This window comes from Novosphingobium sediminis, from assembly GCF_007991615.1.
GTDB classification, from domain to species: Bacteria; Pseudomonadota; Alphaproteobacteria; order Sphingomonadales; family Sphingomonadaceae; genus Novosphingobium; species Novosphingobium sediminis.
Genome location: NZ_BJYR01000001.1, coordinates 80,133 through 99,682, shown reverse-complemented (window position 1 = coordinate 99,682; position 19,550 = coordinate 80,133). Strand labels below are relative to the sequence as shown.

The following is a 19,550-nucleotide window of genomic DNA, read 5'->3' as shown; positions in this document are numbered from 1 at the left end:
GAGGCATAATCCGGCCAATCGGCTGCGCCGCCGAAACCGCCTCGCGGTAGCAGCAGGGTAGATCATGGCAACCGGATCACCCACAACGACTCATCGCCATCCCCGAACGGCCTAACGCGATCACCTTGCTGGCAAATGCCACGGTTGCGCGCAAGTTCCCTCTGCTGCGGCGAAGGTGCGGTGGTTGTCTCTTGCAGGCCCCGCCCGGTTCCGGGCAAACCCGTCGCAGCGACAGGAGACCAGACGATGCGGCTCGATGATTTCGACAATTCGATTGAGGTCGAAGACCAGCGCGGCGGCGTCGGGGGCTTTGGCGGACCCATGAGCGGACGGGGCGGAAAGATCGGCTGCGGAAGCCTGATCATTGCTCTGGTCGGCGCGCTGGTGTTCGGCATCAACCCGCTGCAGACGCTCGGTGCCCTGCAGAACATGCAAGGTGCGTCGAGCCCGGCTCCTCCACAAACAGCGCCGAACCGGGCCGGCAGCCTTGCCGAAAGCTGCTCAGTGAACGCCTTCAGCCATGAAAGTTGCAACGCGCTGGCCTCGCTCAACAAGACATGGGGCCCGCTCTTCCAAAAAGCGGGGATCGATTTCCGGGCACCCAAGCTCGTGTTCTACTCGCGCGAGGGGCAATCGGGCTGCGGCGAAGCCCAAAGCGCAATGGGGCCGTTTTACTGCCCGGCGGATCAGGGCATCTACATCGACACGGATTTCTACACCGAGATGGACAAGCAGCTTGACGCTGGCGGTGATTTCGCACGGGCATACGTGATGGCGCACGAATATGGCCACCATGTGCAGAACCTTGTCGGCACGTCCGAGCAAGTGACCGAAGCACAGCGGCGCAATCCGCCGATGGCCAACCGGCTCTCGGTCATGCTCGAACTGCAAGCCGATTGCTACGCCGGGGTCTGGGCTGCGCGGAACAAGGACCGCATCGAACCGGGCGACATCGAGGAAGGCCTGCGCGCCGCGCACCAGATCGGCGATGATACGCTGATGGCCTCGGCGGGGCGCACGCCGGTGGAAGCCGCGTTCACCCATGGCAGCAGCACGCAGCGCATGGCGTGGCTGCGCAAGGGTATGGAGACGGGCAACGAAGACGCCTGCGATACGTTCAGCGCGCGCTCAGCCAAGGGAACGGAATAACGCGGCCGTCGTTGTCATGGCATAGAGGGGAGCTTCCATGAACCACAGCCATCTGGCCATCGCCTTGCTGGTCGTCGCTGCCGCAGCGCCACTTGCAGCACAGACCGTGGTCGCGCCGCCCAACGTCACTGCGGGCGATGTTGCAACCGCGCCGCTTGACACGCTGAATGTCAGGAAGGACGAGATCCCGCCGATCCTGATTGCGGCGCGCGAGGATACCTACACGGTCAAGGGCATGCGCTCCTGCCGCGCAATCGGCACCGAAATCGTGCAGCTTGATGCCGTGCTCGGGCCGGACATCGACGTGGCGACGGACAAGACGCGCGACGAGAAGCGCGGCAATGCTGTCGGCAACGTCGCGAAATCCGTCATCAACGGCTTCATACCGTTTGGCGGCGTCATCAAGGAAGTCACTGGCGCCGCATCGAAGGAGCGGCAATGGCAAGTCGCGCTCTATGCCGGGGCGAGCCGCCGCGCCTTCCTCAAGGGTTACGGTCAGGCGCGCGGTTGCCGCTATCCTGCGCGCGCCGCGACCGCGGCGCAGGCCGCGGCCTTGCAGTCAGCGGGGGCAAACGAAACCGCAGCGGCGCCCCCGCCGCCGAAAAAGAAGCGCTCCGGCAAGCGTCGGAGCCGCCGCTAACTCACTGCCTATGGCGCGCGAACGCCTGATCCACATCGCGCTCGGCCTTATCCAGCGCAGCAAGCGCCTGGGCGCGGACATTGGCCGGCATATCCTTCTCGCGCATGATCTCCGCACGCGCTTCGGCGATATCCTTGCGCGCCTCGGCAATGCTCTCGCGCGCCTCGGCCATGCTTTCGGCCACTTCGCGCTCGATCGCAGCACGGTCCACCAGATCGCTATCCGGCGGTGTAGGCGCTTCGGGCGGTGCTGGGGGAGCGGGCGGAGCCGGAGGAGTTGGTGGAGCGGGCGGCGCCGGCGGGTTCACAGCGCTGGCGACCGAACCTTGCGCAACAGCCGCGCCGCTCGCCGCAAGCAGTGCGGCTCCTGCCAAGAGTGGTGTCCATGTGCGAGGGGACATCGAGGCATTCCTTTCAGGGTTGATTGCTGACCCCGATGTGGCTTGCTCTGGTGTTCCCGTCCGCTGCCTGTCGTCAAACGACAAAGAAAAGCCGTACGAACTGCAAACTCTGCCGCTTCAGGGCTTCGGTTCGACGATCAGATAGACCCCGGTGGTCTTGCCGATGTTGAGTCCCTCATGCCACTCGATCCCGTCGCTCCACCAGCTGTCGCCGGCCTTGAGCTCGCGCACCACCGTGCCGGTCGCCGTGGTGATCCGCATCGTCGATCCCTTGAGGATATAGCCCCAGTGCGGCGCATGATGGTGCCGCTCATGCCCCCAGCCCGGTGGGAAGGTGCAGCGCAGGACACGCATCTTCGCGTTGTCCTTGAGCAATTCGCAAACGTGCTGGCCCCTCCACCCCGCCTGAAGCGGATCGGGCAAGGTTGCGGGCTCCGCCGCCGCAACGGCAATGGCCGGGCCCGCCACAAGAGCAAGCCCGGCCATCGAGAGCCATATCCCGCGAAACGCGGGCACGATCAGTACACGCGCTTCTTGGGCTTGATGTACTCGACGTCGTCCGTCAGCGTGTATTCGTGGACCGGGCGGTAATCGAGCTTCACGCTGCCGCCCTTGCCGCCCCAGCCATCAAACCAGCTGGCCGTGTGCTTCATCCACTCGCCATCGTTGCGATCAGGGAAATCCTCGTGCGCATGCGCACCGCGGCTTTCCTTGCGGTTGAAGGCGGAGTGCATCGTGACCGAGGCCTGCGCGATCAGATTGTCGAGTTCCAGCGTCTCGATCAGATCCGAGTTCCAGATCAGCGAGCGGTCCGAAACCTTGATGTCCTGCATGCGCTCATAAGTCGCAGCGAGCTTGGTCTTGCCTTCGGCCATCAGTTCGTCGGTGCGGAACACCGCCGCGTGGCCAGACATCGTGCGCTGCATCTCGAGCCGCACCTGCGCCGTCGGCGAGCCGCCATTGGCATGGCGGAACGTGTCGATACGGGTAAGCGCGAGGTCGGCGCTGTCCTTGGGCAGGGCCTTGTGTGACGAACCGGGCTTGATGATCTCCTTGAGACGGAGACCCGTTGCGCGGCCGAACACCACGAGGTCGATCAGCGAGTTCGAGCCGAGGCGGTTCGCGCCGTGGACCGAAACGCAGGCCGCCTCGCCCACCGCGAAGAGGCCGGGGACGACGGTTTCCGGATTGCCGTCCGGACCGATCGTCACGACTTCGCCGTGGTAGTTACAGGGGATGCCGCCCATATTGTAGTGCACCGTCGGCACGACCGGGAGCGGCTGACGCGTGAGATCGACGCCCGCGAAGATCTTGCCGCTTTCGGTGATGCCCGGCAGGCGCTCCGCCAGCACCTTCGCGTCGATGTGATCGAGGTGGAGGTAGATGTGGTCCTTGTGCGGACCCACACCGCGGCCTTCGCGGATTTCCAGCGCCATCGAGCGCGAAACGACGTCGCGGCTGGCAAGATCCTTCGCGGAAGGCGCATAGCGCTCCATGAAGCGCTCGCCTTCGGAGTTCGTGAGGTAGCCGCCCTCGCCGCGCGCGCCTTCGGTGATGAGCACGCCCGCGCCGTAGATCCCGGTCGGGTGGAACTGCACGAATTCCATGTCCTGCAGCGGCAGGCCAGCGCGCAGCACCATGCCGCCGCCGTCACCCGTGCAGGTGTGGGCAGAGGTCGCGGTGAAGTAGCAGCGGCCATAACCGCCCGTGGCGAGCACGACGGCATGGCTGCGGAAACGGTGGATCGAGCCATCGTCCATGCACATGGCGATCACGCCGCGGCATTCGGGAACGCCATTCGCGCCCGGCTCCATGATGAGGTCGATCGCGAAGTATTCGATGAAGAAGTCCGCGTCGTACTTCAGGCTCTGCTGATAGAGCGCGTGGAGCATGGCGTGGCCGGTGCGGTCAGCAGCGGCGCAGGTGCGCTGCACCGGCGGGCCTTCGCCCATGTTCTGCATATGGCCGCCGAACGGGCGCTGGTAGATCGTGCCTTCAGCGTTGCGGCTGAAGGGAACGCCCGCGTGCTCGAGTTCGTAAACCGCAGCAGGCGCCTCACGCACCATGTATTCGATCGCGTCCTGGTCGCCGAGCCAGTCGGAACCCTTGACGGTATCGTACATGTGCCAGGTCCAGTGGTCCGGGCTGTTGTTGCCGAGGCTGGCAGCAATGCCGCCCTGCGCCGCAACCGTGTGCGAGCGGGTCGGGAAGACCTTGGTGATGCAGGCGGTGCGCAGGCCGGCCTGGGCCGAACCCATCGTGGCGCGCAAGCCCGAACCGCCGGCACCGACGACGACGGTGTCGTAAGTGTGGTCGATGATCTTGTAGGCAGGTGTGGAAGCCATGGCTCAGGCGCCCCCGAGAGCGATGCGCACGACCGAGACGATGCCGAAGGCAGCGCCCGCGAACGGCACGAAATTGATGAACAGCCAGGCGGCGATCTTGCCGCCATCCTCATGCACGTAGTCTTCCAGCATGACCTGGATACCCAGTCGCGCGTGATAGAACGTGTTGATCATGATGAGGATCAGCGCGGTGGCGGGCAGCGGCTTGGCCGCCCAGGCATGGACCGTCGCATAATCATGCGAAGGCATGAGCAGGAGGCTGACCATCAGGAACGGGATCAGCACGAGATTGCCGACCGCCGTCAGCCGCGACGACAGGAAGTGACCCGTGCCATGGTGGCTGGAGCCGAGGCCGCGCACGCGGCCAATGGAAGTTCCGTTACCCATTTTGTTTCCTCAAAGGATCGGGTGAAGGGTTCAGCGCAGAAGCACGAAGGCCCAGAACACGCTGGTGGCCGCTACCGAAAACAGGATGGTCAGCGAAGACCAGCGCGCATTGGCCTCAAGCTCGTAGCCCGCGCCGACGTCGAGCACGAAGTGCCGGATGCCGGTCGCCATGTGCTGGAAGAACGCCCAGGTGAGGCCGACCAGAACGACCTTGCCGAGCAGCGCCGTCGCCACCTGCAGGCCTCCGTTCGGGGCAAGCCAGACCCAGTCAAGGAAGGTCTGATAGCTTTCCGGCCCGCCCGCAATCGCGCTGATCCACCACAGCAGCATGGCAAGACCGACAAACGCCAATCCGTTACCAGTGATGCGGTGCAGGATCGAGACCAGCATGGCCGGACCCCAACGCCAGATTTCAAGATGCGGCGAAAGTGGCCTCTTGCCGGGCGCCTGCGCCATAGAACCCCCTCATTAGATTACCAAAACCTCTCATGCCCTGTGAGCACGAAGCGAGTGCGATTCGTATTAGCCCAAATGGCCCGGTGTGCAACCGTCGCGACAGGGCAATCGCATGCTCCTCGTTTCAGCCCCTGTTGCAGGGCACTCAATCGCTGGTAGAGCGCTTTGCCATGGAAGCACCTGTCATTCTTGTTACCGGCTCGACCCGGGGCATCGGAGCCGCGTTGGCCGCAGCGCTCGGCGCGCGCGGCGCGGCTGTCATCCGCCATGGCCGCAAGGGCGCGCCCGGCATTGTCGGCGCAGACCTCGGCGAGCCAGCTTCGGCGGAGTTGCTGTGGGAGCAGGCGCTGGATCTGGCGGGCGGAACAATCGACATTCTCGTCAACAACGCCGGGCTTTTCGCCGCCAATCCGCTCGACGCGTCGGACATCGCGTGGCTTGATGGCTGGGAAGAGACGCTGCGGATCAACCTGACATCCGCGGCGCAGCTTTCGCGGCTGGCGGTTCGGCACTGGCAGGCGCGCGGGGTCGGCGGGCGCATCGTCCATGTTGCAAGCCGCGCGGCCTATCGCGGGGATTCGCCTGCGCACTGGCACTATGCGGCGGCCAAGGGCGGCATGATCGCGATGCACAAGACCATCGCGCGGGGCTACGCCGCGCAAGGCATCCTGAGCTTTGCGGTAACGCCGGGCTTCACCAATACCGATATGGCGGGGGATTATCTCGCCAGCCGTGGCGGACCAGGCCTGCTCGCGGACATTCCGCTGGGCCGCGTGGCGAGCCCGGAGGAAATCGCAGCCATCGGCGTGTTCTGCGCGCTCGATGCGCCGGCAAGCATGACGGGCGCGGTGATCGACGCGAATGGAGCGAGCTTTGTCCGTTAAGGCGCTCGCTTTCGCAGGTCTGGCGCTGGTGCCGGCTAGCGCAGGGGCCAAGCCGGTCGCAGCGGCAGGACCAGACCGCGCCGCGACGCAGGCCCTTCTCAAGCAGTGCGAGGGCAAGGAGGATTTCTCCGCCCCTGCCCCGCCTGCGCGGCTTTTTGGCAATACCTATTACGTCGGCACCTGCACGGTTTCCGTACTGCTGGTGACTTCGCCGCAGGGCCATGTCCTCATCGATGCCGCGACCAACGAGGCAGTGCCCTCGATCCTCGCCAATATCCGCGCACTCGGCTTTCGCCCGGAGGATATCCGCTGGATCGTCACCAGTCACGAGCATTTCGACCATGTCGGCGGGCTGGCGGCGCTGGCCAAGGCGACCGGGGCGAAAGTGGCGCTGAGCGCGCCCGCAGCGGCCGTCATAGCCACTGGCAAGGTAGATCCTGCGGATTCGCAGGCTGCCGGACTCAGGGATCACGATTTCGCGCCGGTGAAGGCGGACCGGATCGTCAAGGACGGCGATACTGTGCGGGTCGGCCCGCTGCGCCTGACCATGACCGCGACACCGGGGCACACCACCGGCTCGAGCAGCTGGACTTGGCAAAGCTGCGCTGGAAAGCGGTGCCAGACGGTGAACTATATCGACAGCATTTCAGCGCTGGCGTCAGGATCCTATCGCTTCAGCGATCACCCGGACGTCGTCGCCCGTTTCCGCCATACCTTTGCCGCCATCGCGGCACGGCGCTGCGGCATTCTCGTGACGCCGCATCCTTCGGTGAGTGAGCTGTTCGAGCGCATGCTGGGCCAGCAGCCCCTCGCATCGACGAAGGCCTGCGCCGATTATGCTGCAATGGGCCGCAAGGGACTTGCCGCACAGCTTGCCAAGGAAGCCACCAAGTGAGCTGGAAAATCACCGTCAGTGCCCCTGCCCAAGTCGTCCGCGCCGCACTCGTCGCGCACGAGGACGCCGATGATTGGGATTTCTCCATCGTGCTCGGCGGAGGGCAGACCGACCCGGCCGAGCCGGATGCGTGGCAGCTCGAAGCCTGGCTCGAGCGCAAGCCCACGGCAGCCGACAAGGCCGCGATCACCGCGCTGTTTGCGGGGGCTAAACCCAAGCTGATCATCGAAGAACTGGCCGATGAAGACTGGGTCACGCTAAGCCAACAGAACGTCGAGCCGATTACCGAGGGCCCGTTCCACGTCCGCACGCCCGATCATCCGCCCGCACATGGCCTGCGGGATTTCGTGATCCCCGCCAGCCAGGCCTTCGGGACCGGACACCACGAGACGACTTCGGGTTGCCTTGCCATGTTGGCCCACATGAAGGCGAAGGGGCTCGTCGTGCGCAACCTTGCGGATATCGGCACAGGCACCGGCCTGCTCGCTTTCGCCGCGCTCCACCTGTGGCCCCGCGCCCGGGCGACGGCGAGCGATATCGACGCAGTCTGCGGGCCGGTCGTGGCGGAGAACGCTGAACTCAATGGCATCCCGCTTGGCGATGGCCCCGGCAAGCTCGCCATGGTCATCGCGCCGGGCATGGAGGATCCGCTGCTCCGCGCCGCCGCGCCTTATGATCTGCTGATCGCCAATATCCTCGCCGGGCCGCTGGCCGAACTGTCGCGCGATTTCGGCAAGGCGGTCGCGCCGGGCGGCAGCGTGCTGCTGGCAGGCCTGCTCACTGCGCAGGAGCCCACCGTGCGCGCGGCCTATACCCGCGCCGGCTTCTCGCTGCGCGCGCGGATGCAGCGCGGCAACTGGACGATCCTGTGGCTCAGGCGGCGTTCAACCCGCTGACAAGCAATTCCAGCGCGTTGCGAGTGAATGCGATCATGTTGGCGAGACGGTCATCGTGCCCCGTCTCCACAATCATCGCCGCTTCGTAGCCCGGCCCGACAATCGCCGCCGCGCTGGTGCCCGAAGCTACGCCCAGCGGATGGACGCCCGGCCCGGCCGCGCCAGTCTCAGCCACACCCCAATCGCTCTCATAGCGCGCCCGGATAAGTCGCGCCTGCGCCAAAGCATAGGCTTCGGTAGCAGACGTGAGGCCGCGCAAGGAGCCGGGTTCATGCCCCAGCACCATCCGCCGCCCCTTCAGCGTGTAGATCACGCCGCCGCCGCGAAAATAGGCCGAAGCCCCCGGCATCGCGAGCAGCGCGGCCGAAATCAGCCCGCCCGTCGCGCCATCGACAACCGCGATCGATTGCCCGCGCGCCTTGAGCAGTTTGCCCGCCTCAGTGCCAATGGGCGTCAGGTCTTCAAAGGTCATTGTCCGCTCATCCCGCTGCCTTGACGATCTCGGCCCAAGCCGCCTCGTCGATCACTTCGATGCCCAGCGCTGCTGCCTGCTTGAGCTTGGAACCAGCCCCCGGCCCCGCCACGACCAGATCGGTCTTGGCCGAAACCGAGCCTGCCGCCCGCGCGCCCAATGCCTCGGCCTGCGCCTTTGCCTCATCGCGGCTCATCGTCTCGAGCTTGCCGGTGAAGACCACAATCTTGCCTGCCACCGCGCTCGCCTTGGTCTCGACGATGTAGTCCGGCGGCGAGACTTCCGAGAGCAGATCCTCCCACACCGCTACATTGTGCGGTTCGTGGAAGAAGTCGCCGAGCGCTTCGACCACAACCGGACCGACACCTTCGATCCCGAGCAGCTCCGCTGCGGCTTCGGCGTCCTCTGCCATTGCGCGCACCGCCACATCGCGCAGCGCCGGCAGCGTAGTGAAACGCTTCATCAAGTCGCGCGCCGTCACGGCACCCACATGGCGGATGCCAAGCCCGAACAGCAGCCGCGCCGCATCGGGCGCGCGCTTTGCCTCGATCGCCGCCAACAGGTTATCCACAGACTTGTCCTTCCACCCCTCGCGACCGACGATTTCGTCACGGCGCTGGCGAAGGCGGAAAATGTCGGCCGGGCTTTCCAGCCAGCCAAGCCCGAAGAACTCGATGATCGTCTTCTCGCCCAGCCCCTCGATATCGAGCGCGCCGCGGCTGACGAAGTGGCGCAGGCGCTCGACGCGCTGGGCGGGGCAGATCAGGCCGCCAGTGCAGCGCACATCGACTTCGCCTTCCTCGGCCACCGCTTCGGACTGGCATTCCGGGCAGTGATCGGGGAACGCATAAGCCTCGCGCGGCTCCTCGCGGGTGAGGTTGTCGACCACCTGCGGGATCACGTCGCCCGCGCGCTGAAGCACGATTCGGTCACCGACGCGCAGGCCAAGCCGCCCGATCTCGTCGCGGTTGTGGAGCGTGACGTTGGTAACGGTGACGCCGCCCACCAGCACCGGGCGCAAGCGGCCCACCGGCGTCAGCTTACCAGTCCGGCCGACCTGAATGTCGATCGCCTCGATCACCGTCTCGGCACGCTCTGCCGGGAACTTGCGTGCAAGACCCCAGCGCGGCGCCTTGGCGACGAAGCCGAGGCGCTCCTGCCAGTCGAGCCGGTCGACCTTGTAGACGACGCCGTCGATATCATAGGGCAGCCCCGGTCGCTGCGCACCGATGCTACGGAAGTGCTCGACCATCGCCTCGACCGACAGGCAGCGCACCAGCAGCGGCGAGACAGGCACGCCCCATGCAGCGATCTGTTGCATTACATCGAGCTGCGTCTCGCCGGGAACGGCACTCGCCGCGCCCCAGCCATGCGCGAGGAAGCGCAAGGGGCGGCTGGCAGTCACGCTCGCGTCCTTCTGCCGCAGCGATCCCGCCGCCGCATTGCGCGGATTGGCGAAGAGCTTGTCGCCCTTCTCCTCCTGCGCGGCATTGAGCGCGGCAAAATCGGCCTTGGCCATGTAGACCTCGCCGCGGATCTCGAACACCGCAGGGGCATCGCCTGAGAGGACCTGCGGAATATCGCCGATGTGGGCGACGTTCGCAGTCACGTCCTCCCCCATCTGCCCATCCCCGCGCGTGGCGGCGCGGACGAGGTGGCCGTTCTCGTAGCGCAGCGAGCAGGAAAGCCCGTCGATCTTGTCCTCGGCAGTCATCGCCACTTCGGCCTCGGGCGGCAGCGCAAGAAAGCGCCGGACGCGCGCCACGAATTCCTCGACTTCCTCATCCGAGAACGCGTTGTCGAGGCTCATCATGCGAACCTCGTGGGCCACCTTGCTGAGCGGCGAGGCCGCGACTTCATGCCCAACCTTGCGGCTTGGGCTGTCAGAGCGGATCAGATGCGGAAACGCTGCTTCCAGTTCGGCATTGCGCCGCACGAGCGCGTCATACTCGGCGTCCGAAATCTCTGGCGCGTCCTGCGCGTGATAGAGCCGATCATGATGCGCGATCTGGCGCGCGAGGCGCATCAGTTCATTCGCGGCATCGGCTTCGGTCATTGCAGTCACGGCTCGGCTCTCCCCAGCACGGTCACCACAAGCGATAGCCGGGCGCGGAAGCCGAGTGTCTCGTAAAGACGGATCGCGTGGGTGTTGTAGGCGTAGCTGTGCAGGAACGGAGTATCCCCCCGTTCGATAAATCCGGCGAGAACGCGGCGGATCATGCGGCCGGCAAGGCCCCTGCCCTGCCGATCGGGCGCTGTGCACACGCCGCTGAGCTCCGCAAGCCCGGGCGCTGGGCGCATGCGTTCGCCGGCCATGGCGATCAGGCGGCCCTCTTCCCGCAAACCATAGTACGGGCCGTAGCGGTGGGTGTGCGAGCGCCATGGGCCGGGCTGTGTTTCTAGCGCGAGCGCGGTCATTTCGGGCGCGTCGGCCTCGGTCATCAGGATCAGTTCGGGATCGACGGGATGCGCCGCCAGCGGGCCATCGGCGATCATCTGGAGAAGCGGCGCGGTGCGCAAGACTCGGGTGCCAGACGGCGGCGGCTGTTCCTCGGATTCGAGCAGCCAGATCTCGTCATCGGCGCTGGTGAGGAGACCGGCCAGTTCGGCTTCGTGCCCCGGTGCAGCCGCCGCAAAAGGGCCATAGGTCGGGTCGATCCGGCATACCGTGCCGGTCGCGACAGCCAGCGCAGCCTGCGGACCATTGAGCAGCGACCAGATCGGACGGTCAAGCGGGTGGCGCATGGTCAGGCCTGTTCAAGCAGACGTTCGGCCTGCGCGCGCGCTTCGGGGGTAATCTCAGCGCCGGACAGCATGCGGGCGATTTCCTCCTGCCGCCCCTCCGCATCAAGCTGGATCACCGAGGTGCGCGTGACGGTGCCTTCGGAGGACTTGGCAATCAGGTAATGCGCAGTGCCACGGGCGGCGACCTGCGGGCTGTGAGTCACGGCAAGCAACTGTCCGCCCGATGCCAGCCGCGCCAGACGCTCGCCGATAGCGCTGGCCACTGCGCCGCCGACACCGCGGTCGATCTCATCGAAGATCACTGTCGCGGCGCCGCCCTCCTCCGCGAGGGCGACCTTGAGCGCGAGGATGAAGCGCGAGAGCTCACCGCCCGAGGCGATCTTGGCAAGCGGGGCGAAATCCGCACCGGGGTTCGTCGAAATGAGGAATTCGGCTGCGTCGACGCCATGCGGGCCCCAGCGGTCCTCGGGCAGGCGCAAGACCGCCGTGCGGAAGCGCGCGGCATCGAGCTTTAGCGGTGCGAGTTCTGCCGCCACCGCCGTATCGAGCCGCCGCGCTGCCTCGGCGCGGGCAACCGAGAGGCTTTCGGCCTTGGCGCGGTAATCGAGCCCAGCGTCCTGCGCCGCGCGGTCAAGGCCGGCGATGGCCGCTTCGCCGCCTTCGATCCGATCGAGCGCGGCGCGCATTTCGGTCATGAGCGCAGGCAGGTCATCCACGCTGCAGCCGTGCTTGCGGCCAGCGGCGCGCAGATCGAACAGCCGCGTCTCGATGCGGTCAAGCAGCATCGGATCGTGCACGAGGGCCTCGGCGGCCTTCTCCAGCCTGTCCTCCGCCTCGCTCGCCTCGATCACCGCGCGGTCAAGCGCTTCCATGGCTTCCGTAAGCAGCGGATGCTCATGCGCGATGCGGTCGAGCCGGCGCGAGGCGCTGCGCAGGGAAACAAGGGCGGAGTCGGAACCGGTCCAGAGGTGTTGCAGCTCGGCGAGATCGCCCGACAGCCGCTCACCCTTCTGCATGGAAGCGCGCTGCTCGGCGAGTTCGGCTTCCTCGCCAACTTCGGGCGCGAGTTGAGTCAGTTCGGCGAGATGCGCGACGAGCAGGTCCTGCTCCGCAGACGCTGCCGCCAGCCGCGCCTGCGCCTCGGCAAGCGCGCTCTCCGCCGCACGCCACTTGTCCCACGCGGCGGCAACGTCAGCCACTTCGGCACGGGCATAGCGATCGAGCAAGGCCCGGTGGCCGCGTGCGTTAACAAGGCCGCGATCATCGTGCTGGCCGTGCAGTTCGACGAGGTTGCGCGCCAGTTCGCGCAGCAGGGCAACGCTCACCGGCTGATCGTTGACGAAGGCTCGGCTGCCGACGGCATTTCCGCCTTCGGCGCGGAGGCGGCGGCGGATGATGAGGGGTTCGCCCGGCTCCACCGCGATCTCCGCCTCGGCCAGCGCGGCCCGCAGTGCTTCGGGGAGCGCGGCGAACTCGAACGTCGCGGTCACGCTAGCCTCGTCGGTGCCGGCACGGATGAGGCCGCCATCGGCCCGGTCCCCCAGCACGAGCCCCAGCGAATCCAGCAAGATCGACTTGCCTGCCCCCGTCTCCCCGGTGAGCACGCCAAGCCCGCGCCCGAACGCGAGGTCGAGCGCTTCGATCAGGACAACATTGCGAATGGAGAGACCCGTAAGCATCGCTGACGATCCTTACCCAGTCCGCCGCCCCGCGTCACCCTGCTCGCAAAGAGAACGCAGCATGTTGGCAAACTTGTGGATAAATCCGGCATTCGGGCCCCCGCATGACAGCGCCATGACAGGGTGCAACGTAGGTGACATGCGATTGTGACAGGGATTCGGCTCAGTTACCAAACTGATAGGGATCTCGCGATGACGCGCAGTGCAAAGGCCTGGGGACTATCTCCCACAGCGACCGAACTTGCCAAGTCCATTCCCGCCTGGCTCGACCTGCCCGAACCGCGCGGATTTCGCCCCAAGCGCAAGGTGCGCACGGTTTGGGTTTCGGACATCCACCTCGGCACGCGCGGCTGCAATGCCGAGATGCTTCTCGATTTCCTCGCTTCGATCGAGTGCGAGACGCTCTATCTGGTGGGCGATATCGTCGATGGCTGGCGGCTTTCGCGCGGGTGGTACTGGCCCGATGCCCACAATGAAGTCGTCCGCCGCGTGCTCAAGATGGCGCACCGAGGCACGCGCGTGGTCCTGATCGCGGGCAACCACGACGAGATGCTGCGCCCTTATGCAGGCATGAGCTTCGGCGGCGTCGAGATCGCGCTGGAGGCCGTCCACGTCACGGCAGACGGGCGCCGCCTGCTGGTGACGCATGGCGACAAGTTTGACGGCGTGGTGCTCTATGCCCGCTGGCTCGCGTTCCTTGGCGACAAGGCATACGAGATCCTGCTGCGCACCAATCGCTGGTTCAACAAGGTCCGCCGCTGGTTCAAGCTGCCCTACTGGTCGCTCTCCGCCTATCTCAAGAAGCGGGTGAAGAACGCCGTACAGTTCGTTTGCGCGTTCGAGGAAGCGGTGGCCCACGCCGCGCGCGACATGGACGTCGACGGGGTGATCTGCGGGCATATCCACTGCGCGGAAATCCGCCAGATCGGCGATGTGACGTATTATAACGACGGCGATTGGGTCGAAAGCTGCACAGCGCTGGTCGAGGACCATGCGGGTGCGATCTCGATCGTCGACTGGGCAGCGATCTGCTTCGAGGAGGCCTTCGCCAAGGCTGAAAAGGCCGAAGCTGAACCGGTCCGGATCAAGGAAGACGCATGAGAATCGCGCTTTGCACCGATGCCTGGCATCCGCAGGTCAACGGGGTCGTCCGCACGCTGGCGACGACCATCGAGCGGGTGACCGCACGCGGCCATGAGGTGATGCTGGTCACGCCGAACCAGTTCTTCACATTCGGCCTGCCCGGCTACAAGGAAATCCGCCTCGCCATGCTGCCGCGTTTCCGCACGCGGCGAATGCTGCGCGCGTTTGATCCGGACATCGTTCATATCGCTACCGAAGGCCCGATCGGCTGGGCGGCGCGGGGTTGGTGCAAGGCGAACAGGGTGCCCTTCACCAGCGCCTTCCACACACGCTTTCCTGATTACGCCGCGGTGCGCACCGGGCTCAGCCCAGACCGTTTCTGGCCGATCATGCGGCGCTTTCATGCGGCGAGCCATGCCATTCTCGTCTCGACGCCGACCCTCGCCCAAGAGCTGACCGGACACGGGCTGACGCAGGCGACCCCGTGGACACGCGGGATCGATGCGAGCCTGTTTCATCCCGGCCATTCCCCGCTCGAGGCCCTCGCCGATCTGCCGCGCCCGATCATGCTCAACGTGGGCCGAGTCGCGGTCGAAAAGAACCTCGGCGCATTTCTTGATGCCGATGTGCCGGGAACCAAGGTCGTTGTCGGCAATGGCCCCGATCTGGCGCAACTGCGCGCGCGCTATCCCGAAGCGCACTTTCTCGGCGCGCTTTCAGGGATACCGCTGGCGCAGGCGTATTGCTCGGCTGATGTCTTCGTTTTCCCGAGCCGGACAGACACCTTCGGGCTGGTGATGATCGAGGCCATGGCATGCGGTCTGCCCGTGGCGGGTTATCCGGTGCCGGGCCCGATGGACGTGGTTGGCCGAGAGGGCCGCGGCCCCGAAAGCACTCTACTGCAGCCTGTCGGCGCGCTGGATGAAGATCTAGCGAAGGCGATTACGGCTGCACTTGGCTGTAACCGTGAGGCTGCGGCAGCCCACGGCGGCAGCTATAGCTGGGATCACGCAACCGACCAGTTCCTCGGTGCGCTGGGGCGTGCCGTCGAAACGCGGCGACTCAGCGCGGCAGCCTGACTGGTGCCCGCCGCCCTAACCGCCGGCCACTTCAGCTAGCGGTGGTGCCGGGCGCCTTCTTGTTCATCAGCTCGTAGGCCCGCTCGTACCATTCGTTGCCAGGGTAGTTGGCGCCGAGCACGGCGGCAGACTTCTGCGCCTGCTCGGGAAGGCCGAGCACGAGATAGCTCTCGACCAGTCGATAAAGCGCTTCAGGCGTGTGGCTAGTGGCCTGATACTTATCGATCACGGTGCGGAAGCGCAGCGTACCTGCCAGCCACTTGCCGCTGCGCTGATAGAAACGGCCGATCTCCATTTCCTTGCCGGCTAGGTGATCGTTGACGAGATCGAGCTTCAGCCGCGCGTCGATTGCGTAAGTCGTATTGGGATAGCGGCGCGTCACTTCGGTCAGCGCGGTGAGCGCCTGCTGCGTGATCTTCTGGTCGCGTGTCACGTCGCTGATCTGTTCGTAATAGCAGAGCGCGACGAGGTAGTAGGCGTAAGGCGCGTCCTTGTTGCCCGGGTGAATCGAGAGGAAGCGCTGGGCCGACTGCACCGACTTCGCATAATCGCGCGCAGCGTAGTAGCTGAACGCGCTCATCAGCTGGGCGCGGCGAGCCCAGGGCGAATAGGGATGCTGGCGCTCGACCTCATCGAACAGCGCCGCGGCCTGCCGGGCATCGCCCTTGTCGAGCCGGTCCTTGGCGGCCGCATAGAGCGTATCGACGTCGCGCGCGACGTAGGCGACGTCCTTCTTGGCCTTGGTGCCAGCGCAGCCTGCGGTGAGCCCAAGCAAGGCGGTGGCGGCGGCAAGTGCGAGAAGGCGCAGCGGGCTGCGGCCGGTGACAGGCAAGATCATGGCGGACGCTATAACCAGCAGGCGAATGAACGCCAAGTGAAGTTCAAGGCTTTTTGCCGCTTCGCTTACGCAGCCTGTTCCTCGAACGGCGGTTCGAGGGTGATCGGATCGGCCAGCGTGATCCGGTCGAGCATCGTGGCCATCTCGTCACGCAGTTGCAGCATCAGCCCGCGCAAGCGGCAATCCGCCTCGGGCAGGCAGTTGTTGCAGGTTTCGTGCGCGTTGCGGCTGGCGCAAGGAGTTAGCGCAAGGCTGCCGCGCGTCAGGCGGATGATATCGCCATAGCGGATATCAACAGGCGGAAGAGCGAGTTCATAGCCCCCTTCCCGCCCGCGATGCGAGATCACGATCCCCTCACGCGCCATCTCGGAGAGGATGACAGTAAGGAACTTGCGCGGGATGTTCTGCGCTTCGGCAATCGCGTCAAGACGCACAGGCCCCTGTCCGAAGGTATCGGACAAGTGCTGGAGGGCGCGGATCGTGTAGCGCGTCTTCTGCGAAAGCATGTCCCCAATTTGGCCGGGGACTGCCGAATGTCAACGCCGGGAGTAGAAATACCCCCGTCGCTGTTTACGCTTCGAGCGGGTGGACCGGGCGCGTGGCAAAAAGACCAAAGGTCACGATCACCGCATAGCACAGCGCCGGAAGCACCAGCGACAGAGTGAGGCTGCCCGTTGCATCCGCCAGCGCACCAGTGGCCAGCGGAACAACCGCGCCGCCGAAGATCGCGACATTGATGATCCCCGACCCGTCTGCGGCGCGCTTGCCGAGGCCTTCGCAGGCGAGCGTGAAGATCGTCGGGAACATGATCGAGTTCATCAGTCCGATGGCGAGCAGGCTGTAGGCCGAGACAAGGCCCGAAGTGTGGGTCGAGATTGCCAGCAGGGAGATCGCACCCGCCGCGCAGGCTGCAAGGGTCTTGCCCGGGTTGACAACGCGCAGCAGCGCCGAGCCGATGAAGCGGCCGACCATGGCGCCGAACCAGTACTTCCAGATCTCGCCGCCCGCCGCTTCGTGCGTCAAGCCCATGACCGTCGGCTGGGCGAGATAATTGACGATAATCGAACCGATCGAGACTTCCGCGCCGACATAAAGGAAGATGCAGAGCGCACCGAAGCCGAAGCGCGGGCGCGAGAGCAGCGACAGGCTGGCGCCCAGCGAGCTATCCTCGTGGCGCTCGCCCTTCAGGCGGTTGCGGTTGGCCCAGACGACGGCGGCGACCAGCGCAAGGCTGACTGCAAGGCCGATGTAGGTATTGACCACAAGGCGGCTCTCGGTGACGCGGTAGGCATCGAGCGCCGGGCCGACGAGCTGATCGACTTTCACGTCCTTGATCTTGCCGAGGATCAGGCTGGCACCGACGAGCGGGAACAGCACCGTGCCGAGCGAATTGAACGCCTGCGCGAAAGTCAGGCGGCTGCTGGCGGTCTTGGCCGGGCCGAGCAACGAGATCAGGGGGTTGGAGACGACCTGCACCAGCACCACGCCGCTCGCGAGGATGAACAGCGCGAAGAGAAACAGGACGTAGAGCGCGCTCTGCGAAGCCGGGATGAAGAGCAGGCAGCCCGCCATCATCGTCAGCAGGCCCACCGCCGCGCCGCGCATGTAACCGATCCGCTTGACCAGCGCCGCGCCGGGCACGCCGACAACGAAATAGGCGGTGAAGAAGCAGAACTGCACCAGCATCGCCTGCGTGTAGTTGAGCGTGAAGAGGTCCTTGAGCTTCGGGATGATCACGTCGTTGAGCGAAGTGATCCCGCCGAAGAGGAAGAACAGCGCCATGACGAAGACGCGCAGTTCAGGTGCATCGATGTTGCCGGCATCGGACGCGGAATTGGCATCTGCAGCGGTTGTCGGGGCCATGGCCATGGGGTCTAACTCTCCTTGCAGCCGATTATCCGCCGGCCTTCACTACTCTGCTTGTGCCAAGGCATGCGCGAAAGTCCACCTGCTCTTGCCGCGCATACGTATCGCCGTAGTGCATAAAATGGCCGGAAGATCCCGCAATTTCCATTACTTCAGACGCAGGACCACAGATCGCCCAATCTTGGGAATGCAAAAAGTGAACGTTATCAACAGCATTTGACGCAGCCATCTCATCTGTGCGCCGCAGTGGACAAATGGCCGGGTAAGGCAGACTATCCGCCACCTAGCTAAGGGAACCGAACATGCGCATTGCCCACGTCGCCGTCTGGGTGAGCGATGTCGATGAATCGGCTGCGTTCTGGACGGAGTTTTTCGGCGCGATCGTCGGCCCGGTCTATGAAAGCAAGCGGCGACCGGGCTTTCGATCACGCTTCGCCGTGCTGCCGCAGGAGGGCGGCCAGATCGAGTTGATGAGCGGGCCGTGGGTCAGCCCAGGAACCGACGAGGACCGCATGGGCTGGGCGCACATCGCGCTTTCGCTGGGATCGGAGGCTGCCGTCGATATGGCAGCAGTGCGGCTGGGCGCGGCGGGATTCTTGCTGGAAGGCCCGCGGCGGACCGGTGACGGCTATTACGAGGCCGTGGCCCGTGCGCCCGACGGGGCACTGATCGAGATTACGAGCTGAGGGCCAAACAGTTCTCCTCCCCGCCCCGGCAGGACGGGGAGGATCGTTTGGCTTACTTCGCAGCAACCTTGAGGTAGGCGATAACGTCTGCGCGGTCCTGTGCGTTCGACAGGCCCGGGAAGGCCATGCGCGTGCCGGGGACGTACTTCATCGGCGCGGTGAGGAACTGGTCGAGCGTGTCCGGACCCCAAGTCACGCCCTTGCCCTTCATCCCGGCGGAATAGCTGAAGTTGGCGAACGTGCCGGCCTTGCGGCCAACCACACCCTTGAGGCTGGGCCCCATGCGGATCGCGCCGGTGTTGAGATCGTGGCAGGCCGCACAGCGGGCAAAGACCGTCTTGCCGCGAGCAGCATCGCCCGCCGGGCCGGCCGCTTGCGCCGCGCTGGCTGCCGCAAGAGCCGCGAGAGTCGCTGCACCGAACGCCATGAAACCAAGACCAGTCTTCGAAATCGACATTTGAAACTCCCCTGTATGACCACGGTGTCTATGCCGCAGCCGGCCTGTATCCGAGCTTAATGCACCGTTCCGCTGCCTGAAAGGTTCAGGTCCGGCTTGGTGCGGAAAGATAGACCTTGATGATGAGCCGGTAGAGCTCGGCCTGTTCGTCCGCGGTCAGCGGGCTGAGCAGGTCGGCCTCGTCGGTAAAGATGATCTCGCGCGCCGCGGTAAGCGTGGCGGCGCCTGTCTCGGTGATCCACAGGCCGCCGGCACGGCGGTCTAGCTTCGAAGGCTCGGAGACGAGGTGGCCGTTCATCGTCAGCTGGCGCACGAACTGGTGCACCGTGGGGCGCTCGATCTTGAAGAAGCGCGAGAGATCGGACTGCTTGACGCCGGGGTTGGCGTTGACGAGCCACAGGATCGCCACCTGCTTGGGCGTGACCTTGAAGGTTTCCAGCTGACGTTCGAGCCGCGAAAGCAACAGCGTGTTGATCGTGCCGACATGAATGCCAAGCACACGGTCGAGCCCATCGAGATCAAGTTCTGGAGTCACGGCCTGCCGGCTGAGGGGCATGGCACGTGTCGCTGCTTCGGGGGACCTCGTTGTCTCT

The 19,550-nt window shown here is 65.4% G+C and carries 22 protein-coding genes; 8 read left to right on the top strand and 14 right to left on the bottom strand.

The window, feature by feature from the left end:
• The first annotated feature begins 246 nt into the window (after positions 1-246).
• Positions 247-1,149 (top strand): KPN_02809 family neutral zinc metallopeptidase, encoded by a 903-nt coding sequence (ypfJ, locus tag NSE01_RS00425; RefSeq protein ID WP_147157644.1) that lies wholly within the window; start codon positions 247-249, stop codon positions 1,147-1,149.
• Positions 1,150-1,186: 37 nt separating this feature from the next.
• Complete coding sequence (locus tag NSE01_RS00420; protein WP_174811972.1) at positions 1,187-1,789, top strand: hypothetical protein; 603 nt, start codon at positions 1,187-1,189, stop codon at positions 1,787-1,789.
• Between the two features lies 1 nt (position 1,790).
• Here NSE01_RS00420 and NSE01_RS21465 read toward each other — a convergent pair whose 3' ends face one another.
• The 5 genes from NSE01_RS21465 to sdhC all read right to left on the bottom strand — a co-directional run bounded on the left by NSE01_RS21465 (position 1,791) and on the right by sdhC (position 5,377).
• Positions 1,791-2,162 (bottom strand): hypothetical protein, encoded by a 372-nt coding sequence (locus NSE01_RS21465; protein ID WP_176590044.1) that lies wholly within the window; start codon positions 2,160-2,162, stop codon positions 1,791-1,793.
• A gap of 144 nt (positions 2,163-2,306) precedes the next feature.
• Positions 2,307-2,675: a cupin domain-containing protein gene (locus NSE01_RS00410; protein WP_147157643.1), complete on the bottom strand. Its 369-nt coding sequence runs from the start codon at positions 2,673-2,675 to the stop codon at positions 2,307-2,309.
• Positions 2,676-2,707: 32 nt separating this feature from the next.
• Positions 2,708-4,534: a succinate dehydrogenase flavoprotein subunit gene (gene sdhA / locus NSE01_RS00405; protein ID WP_147157642.1), complete on the bottom strand. Its 1,827-nt coding sequence runs from the start codon at positions 4,532-4,534 to the stop codon at positions 2,708-2,710.
• A gap of 3 nt (positions 4,535-4,537) precedes the next feature.
• Positions 4,538-4,921, bottom strand: a complete 384-nt coding sequence (gene sdhD / locus NSE01_RS00400) for a succinate dehydrogenase, hydrophobic membrane anchor protein (protein WP_147157641.1) — start codon at positions 4,919-4,921, stop codon at positions 4,538-4,540.
• Positions 4,922-4,951: 30 nt separating this feature from the next.
• Positions 4,952-5,377: a succinate dehydrogenase, cytochrome b556 subunit gene (gene sdhC / locus NSE01_RS00395; protein WP_147157640.1), complete on the bottom strand. Its 426-nt coding sequence runs from the start codon at positions 5,375-5,377 to the stop codon at positions 4,952-4,954.
• A gap of 170 nt (positions 5,378-5,547) precedes the next feature.
• Here sdhC and NSE01_RS00390 point away from each other — a divergent pair, with 170 nt between their 5' ends.
• The 3 genes from NSE01_RS00390 to NSE01_RS00380 are packed head-to-tail and all read left to right on the top strand — an operon-like array spanning position 5,548 to position 8,052.
• Entirely contained in the window at positions 5,548-6,261 is a 714-nt protein-coding gene (locus tag NSE01_RS00390) for an SDR family NAD(P)-dependent oxidoreductase (RefSeq protein WP_147157639.1), read from the top strand.
• The gene (gene bla / locus NSE01_RS00385) at positions 6,251-7,156 is read left to right on the top strand and encodes a subclass B3 metallo-beta-lactamase (protein WP_246134955.1); all 906 of its coding nucleotides are present in this window, start codon (positions 6,251-6,253) and stop codon (positions 7,154-7,156) included. The genes NSE01_RS00390 and bla overlap by 11 nt, the downstream gene beginning before the upstream one ends.
• Complete coding sequence (locus NSE01_RS00380; RefSeq protein ID WP_147157637.1) at positions 7,153-8,052, top strand: 50S ribosomal protein L11 methyltransferase; 900 nt, start codon at positions 7,153-7,155, stop codon at positions 8,050-8,052. Before bla ends, NSE01_RS00380 begins: the two co-directional genes overlap by 4 nt.
• Here the strand turns inward: NSE01_RS00380 and NSE01_RS00375 are convergent.
• Genes NSE01_RS00375 through recN form a run of 4 tightly spaced genes read right to left on the bottom strand, consistent with a single transcriptional unit; the run spans position 8,030 to position 12,948 of the window.
• Entirely contained in the window at positions 8,030-8,524 is a 495-nt protein-coding gene (locus NSE01_RS00375) for a CinA family protein (protein WP_147157636.1), read from the bottom strand. The genes NSE01_RS00380 and NSE01_RS00375 overlap by 23 nt on opposite strands.
• A 7-nt stretch (positions 8,525-8,531) precedes the next feature.
• The gene (gene ligA / locus NSE01_RS00370; protein WP_147157792.1) at positions 8,532-10,580 is read right to left on the bottom strand and encodes an NAD-dependent DNA ligase LigA; all 2,049 of its coding nucleotides are present in this window, start codon (positions 10,578-10,580) and stop codon (positions 8,532-8,534) included.
• 5 nt (positions 10,581-10,585) lie between these two features.
• Positions 10,586-11,269, bottom strand: a complete 684-nt coding sequence (locus NSE01_RS00365; RefSeq protein ID WP_147157635.1) for a GNAT family N-acetyltransferase — start codon at positions 11,267-11,269, stop codon at positions 10,586-10,588.
• 2 nt (positions 11,270-11,271) lie between these two features.
• A complete protein-coding gene (gene recN / locus NSE01_RS00360) occupies positions 11,272-12,948 on the bottom strand; it encodes a DNA repair protein RecN (RefSeq protein ID WP_147157634.1) in 1,677 nt (558 codons plus the stop codon).
• A gap of 192 nt (positions 12,949-13,140) precedes the next feature.
• Between recN and NSE01_RS00355 the strand changes: the two genes are divergently transcribed.
• Both NSE01_RS00355 and NSE01_RS00350 read left to right on the top strand, forming a co-directional pair.
• Positions 13,141-14,049: a UDP-2,3-diacylglucosamine diphosphatase gene (locus NSE01_RS00355; RefSeq protein ID WP_147157633.1), complete on the top strand. Its 909-nt coding sequence runs from the start codon at positions 13,141-13,143 to the stop codon at positions 14,047-14,049.
• Complete coding sequence (locus tag NSE01_RS00350) at positions 14,046-15,110, top strand: glycosyltransferase family 4 protein (RefSeq protein ID WP_147157632.1); 1,065 nt, start codon at positions 14,046-14,048, stop codon at positions 15,108-15,110. The genes NSE01_RS00355 and NSE01_RS00350 overlap by 4 nt, the downstream gene beginning before the upstream one ends.
• Before the next feature lie 31 nt (positions 15,111-15,141).
• Here NSE01_RS00350 and NSE01_RS00345 read toward each other — a convergent pair whose 3' ends face one another.
• The 3 genes from NSE01_RS00345 to NSE01_RS00335 form a co-directional block, all read right to left on the bottom strand.
• A complete protein-coding gene (locus NSE01_RS00345; protein WP_147157631.1) occupies positions 15,142-15,948 on the bottom strand; it encodes an outer membrane protein assembly factor BamD in 807 nt (268 codons plus the stop codon).
• Positions 15,949-16,013: 65 nt separating this feature from the next.
• Positions 16,014-16,454, bottom strand: a complete 441-nt coding sequence (locus tag NSE01_RS00340) for an RrF2 family transcriptional regulator (protein ID WP_147157630.1) — start codon at positions 16,452-16,454, stop codon at positions 16,014-16,016.
• Positions 16,455-16,518: 64 nt separating this feature from the next.
• Positions 16,519-17,817, bottom strand: a complete 1,299-nt coding sequence (locus tag NSE01_RS00335) for a sugar MFS transporter (RefSeq protein ID WP_147157629.1) — start codon at positions 17,815-17,817, stop codon at positions 16,519-16,521.
• Between the two features lie 299 nt (positions 17,818-18,116).
• On the opposite strand from NSE01_RS00335, the gene NSE01_RS00330 reads away from it, so the two are divergent.
• Positions 18,117-18,500: a VOC family protein gene (locus tag NSE01_RS00330; protein ID WP_147157628.1), complete on the top strand. Its 384-nt coding sequence runs from the start codon at positions 18,117-18,119 to the stop codon at positions 18,498-18,500.
• Between the two features lie 52 nt (positions 18,501-18,552).
• Here NSE01_RS00330 and NSE01_RS00325 read toward each other — a convergent pair whose 3' ends face one another.
• Both NSE01_RS00325 and NSE01_RS00320 read right to left on the bottom strand, forming a co-directional pair.
• A complete protein-coding gene (locus NSE01_RS00325; protein ID WP_246134954.1) occupies positions 18,553-18,957 on the bottom strand; it encodes a c-type cytochrome in 405 nt (134 codons plus the stop codon).
• A gap of 85 nt (positions 18,958-19,042) precedes the next feature.
• Positions 19,043-19,513 carry a MarR family winged helix-turn-helix transcriptional regulator gene (locus NSE01_RS00320; RefSeq protein ID WP_147157627.1) on the bottom strand — a complete coding sequence of 157 codons (471 nt, stop codon included), beginning with the start codon at positions 19,511-19,513 and terminating at the stop codon, positions 19,043-19,045.
• Positions 19,514-19,550: the final 37 nt, after the last annotated feature.

Coding starts and splice junctions, on each gene's coding strand:
- ypfJ (WP_147157644.1), top strand. CDS start 247: ATGCGGCTCGATGATTTCGACAATTCGATTGAGGTCGAAGACCAGCGC.
- NSE01_RS00420 (WP_174811972.1), top strand. CDS start 1,187: ATGAACCACAGCCATCTGGCCATCGCCTTGCTGGTCGTCGCTGCCGCA.
- NSE01_RS00410 (WP_147157643.1), bottom strand. CDS start 2,675: ATGGCCGGGCTTGCTCTTGTGGCGGGCCCGGCCATTGCCGTTGCGGCG.
- sdhA (WP_147157642.1), bottom strand. CDS start 4,534: ATGGCTTCCACACCTGCCTACAAGATCATCGACCACACTTACGACACC.
- sdhD (WP_147157641.1), bottom strand. CDS start 4,921: ATGGGTAACGGAACTTCCATTGGCCGCGTGCGCGGCCTCGGCTCCAGC.
- sdhC (WP_147157640.1), bottom strand. CDS start 5,377: ATGGCGCAGGCGCCCGGCAAGAGGCCACTTTCGCCGCATCTTGAAATC.
- NSE01_RS00390 (WP_147157639.1), top strand. CDS start 5,548: ATGGAAGCACCTGTCATTCTTGTTACCGGCTCGACCCGGGGCATCGGA.
- NSE01_RS00375 (WP_147157636.1), bottom strand. CDS start 8,524: ATGACCTTTGAAGACCTGACGCCCATTGGCACTGAGGCGGGCAAACTG.
- ligA (WP_147157792.1), bottom strand. CDS start 10,580: ATGACCGAAGCCGATGCCGCGAATGAACTGATGCGCCTCGCGCGCCAG.
- NSE01_RS00365 (WP_147157635.1), bottom strand. CDS start 11,269: ATGCGCCACCCGCTTGACCGTCCGATCTGGTCGCTGCTCAATGGTCCG.
- recN (WP_147157634.1), bottom strand. CDS start 12,948: ATGCTTACGGGTCTCTCCATTCGCAATGTTGTCCTGATCGAAGCGCTC.
- NSE01_RS00355 (WP_147157633.1), top strand. CDS start 13,141: ATGACGCGCAGTGCAAAGGCCTGGGGACTATCTCCCACAGCGACCGAA.
- NSE01_RS00350 (WP_147157632.1), top strand. CDS start 14,046: ATGAGAATCGCGCTTTGCACCGATGCCTGGCATCCGCAGGTCAACGGG.
- NSE01_RS00345 (WP_147157631.1), bottom strand. CDS start 15,948: ATGATCTTGCCTGTCACCGGCCGCAGCCCGCTGCGCCTTCTCGCACTT.
- NSE01_RS00340 (WP_147157630.1), bottom strand. CDS start 16,454: ATGCTTTCGCAGAAGACGCGCTACACGATCCGCGCCCTCCAGCACTTG.
- NSE01_RS00335 (WP_147157629.1), bottom strand. CDS start 17,817: ATGGCCATGGCCCCGACAACCGCTGCAGATGCCAATTCCGCGTCCGAT.
- NSE01_RS00330 (WP_147157628.1), top strand. CDS start 18,117: ATGCGCATTGCCCACGTCGCCGTCTGGGTGAGCGATGTCGATGAATCG.
- NSE01_RS00325 (WP_246134954.1), bottom strand. CDS start 18,957: ATGTCGATTTCGAAGACTGGTCTTGGTTTCATGGCGTTCGGTGCAGCG.
- NSE01_RS00320 (WP_147157627.1), bottom strand. CDS start 19,513: ATGCCCCTCAGCCGGCAGGCCGTGACTCCAGAACTTGATCTCGATGGG.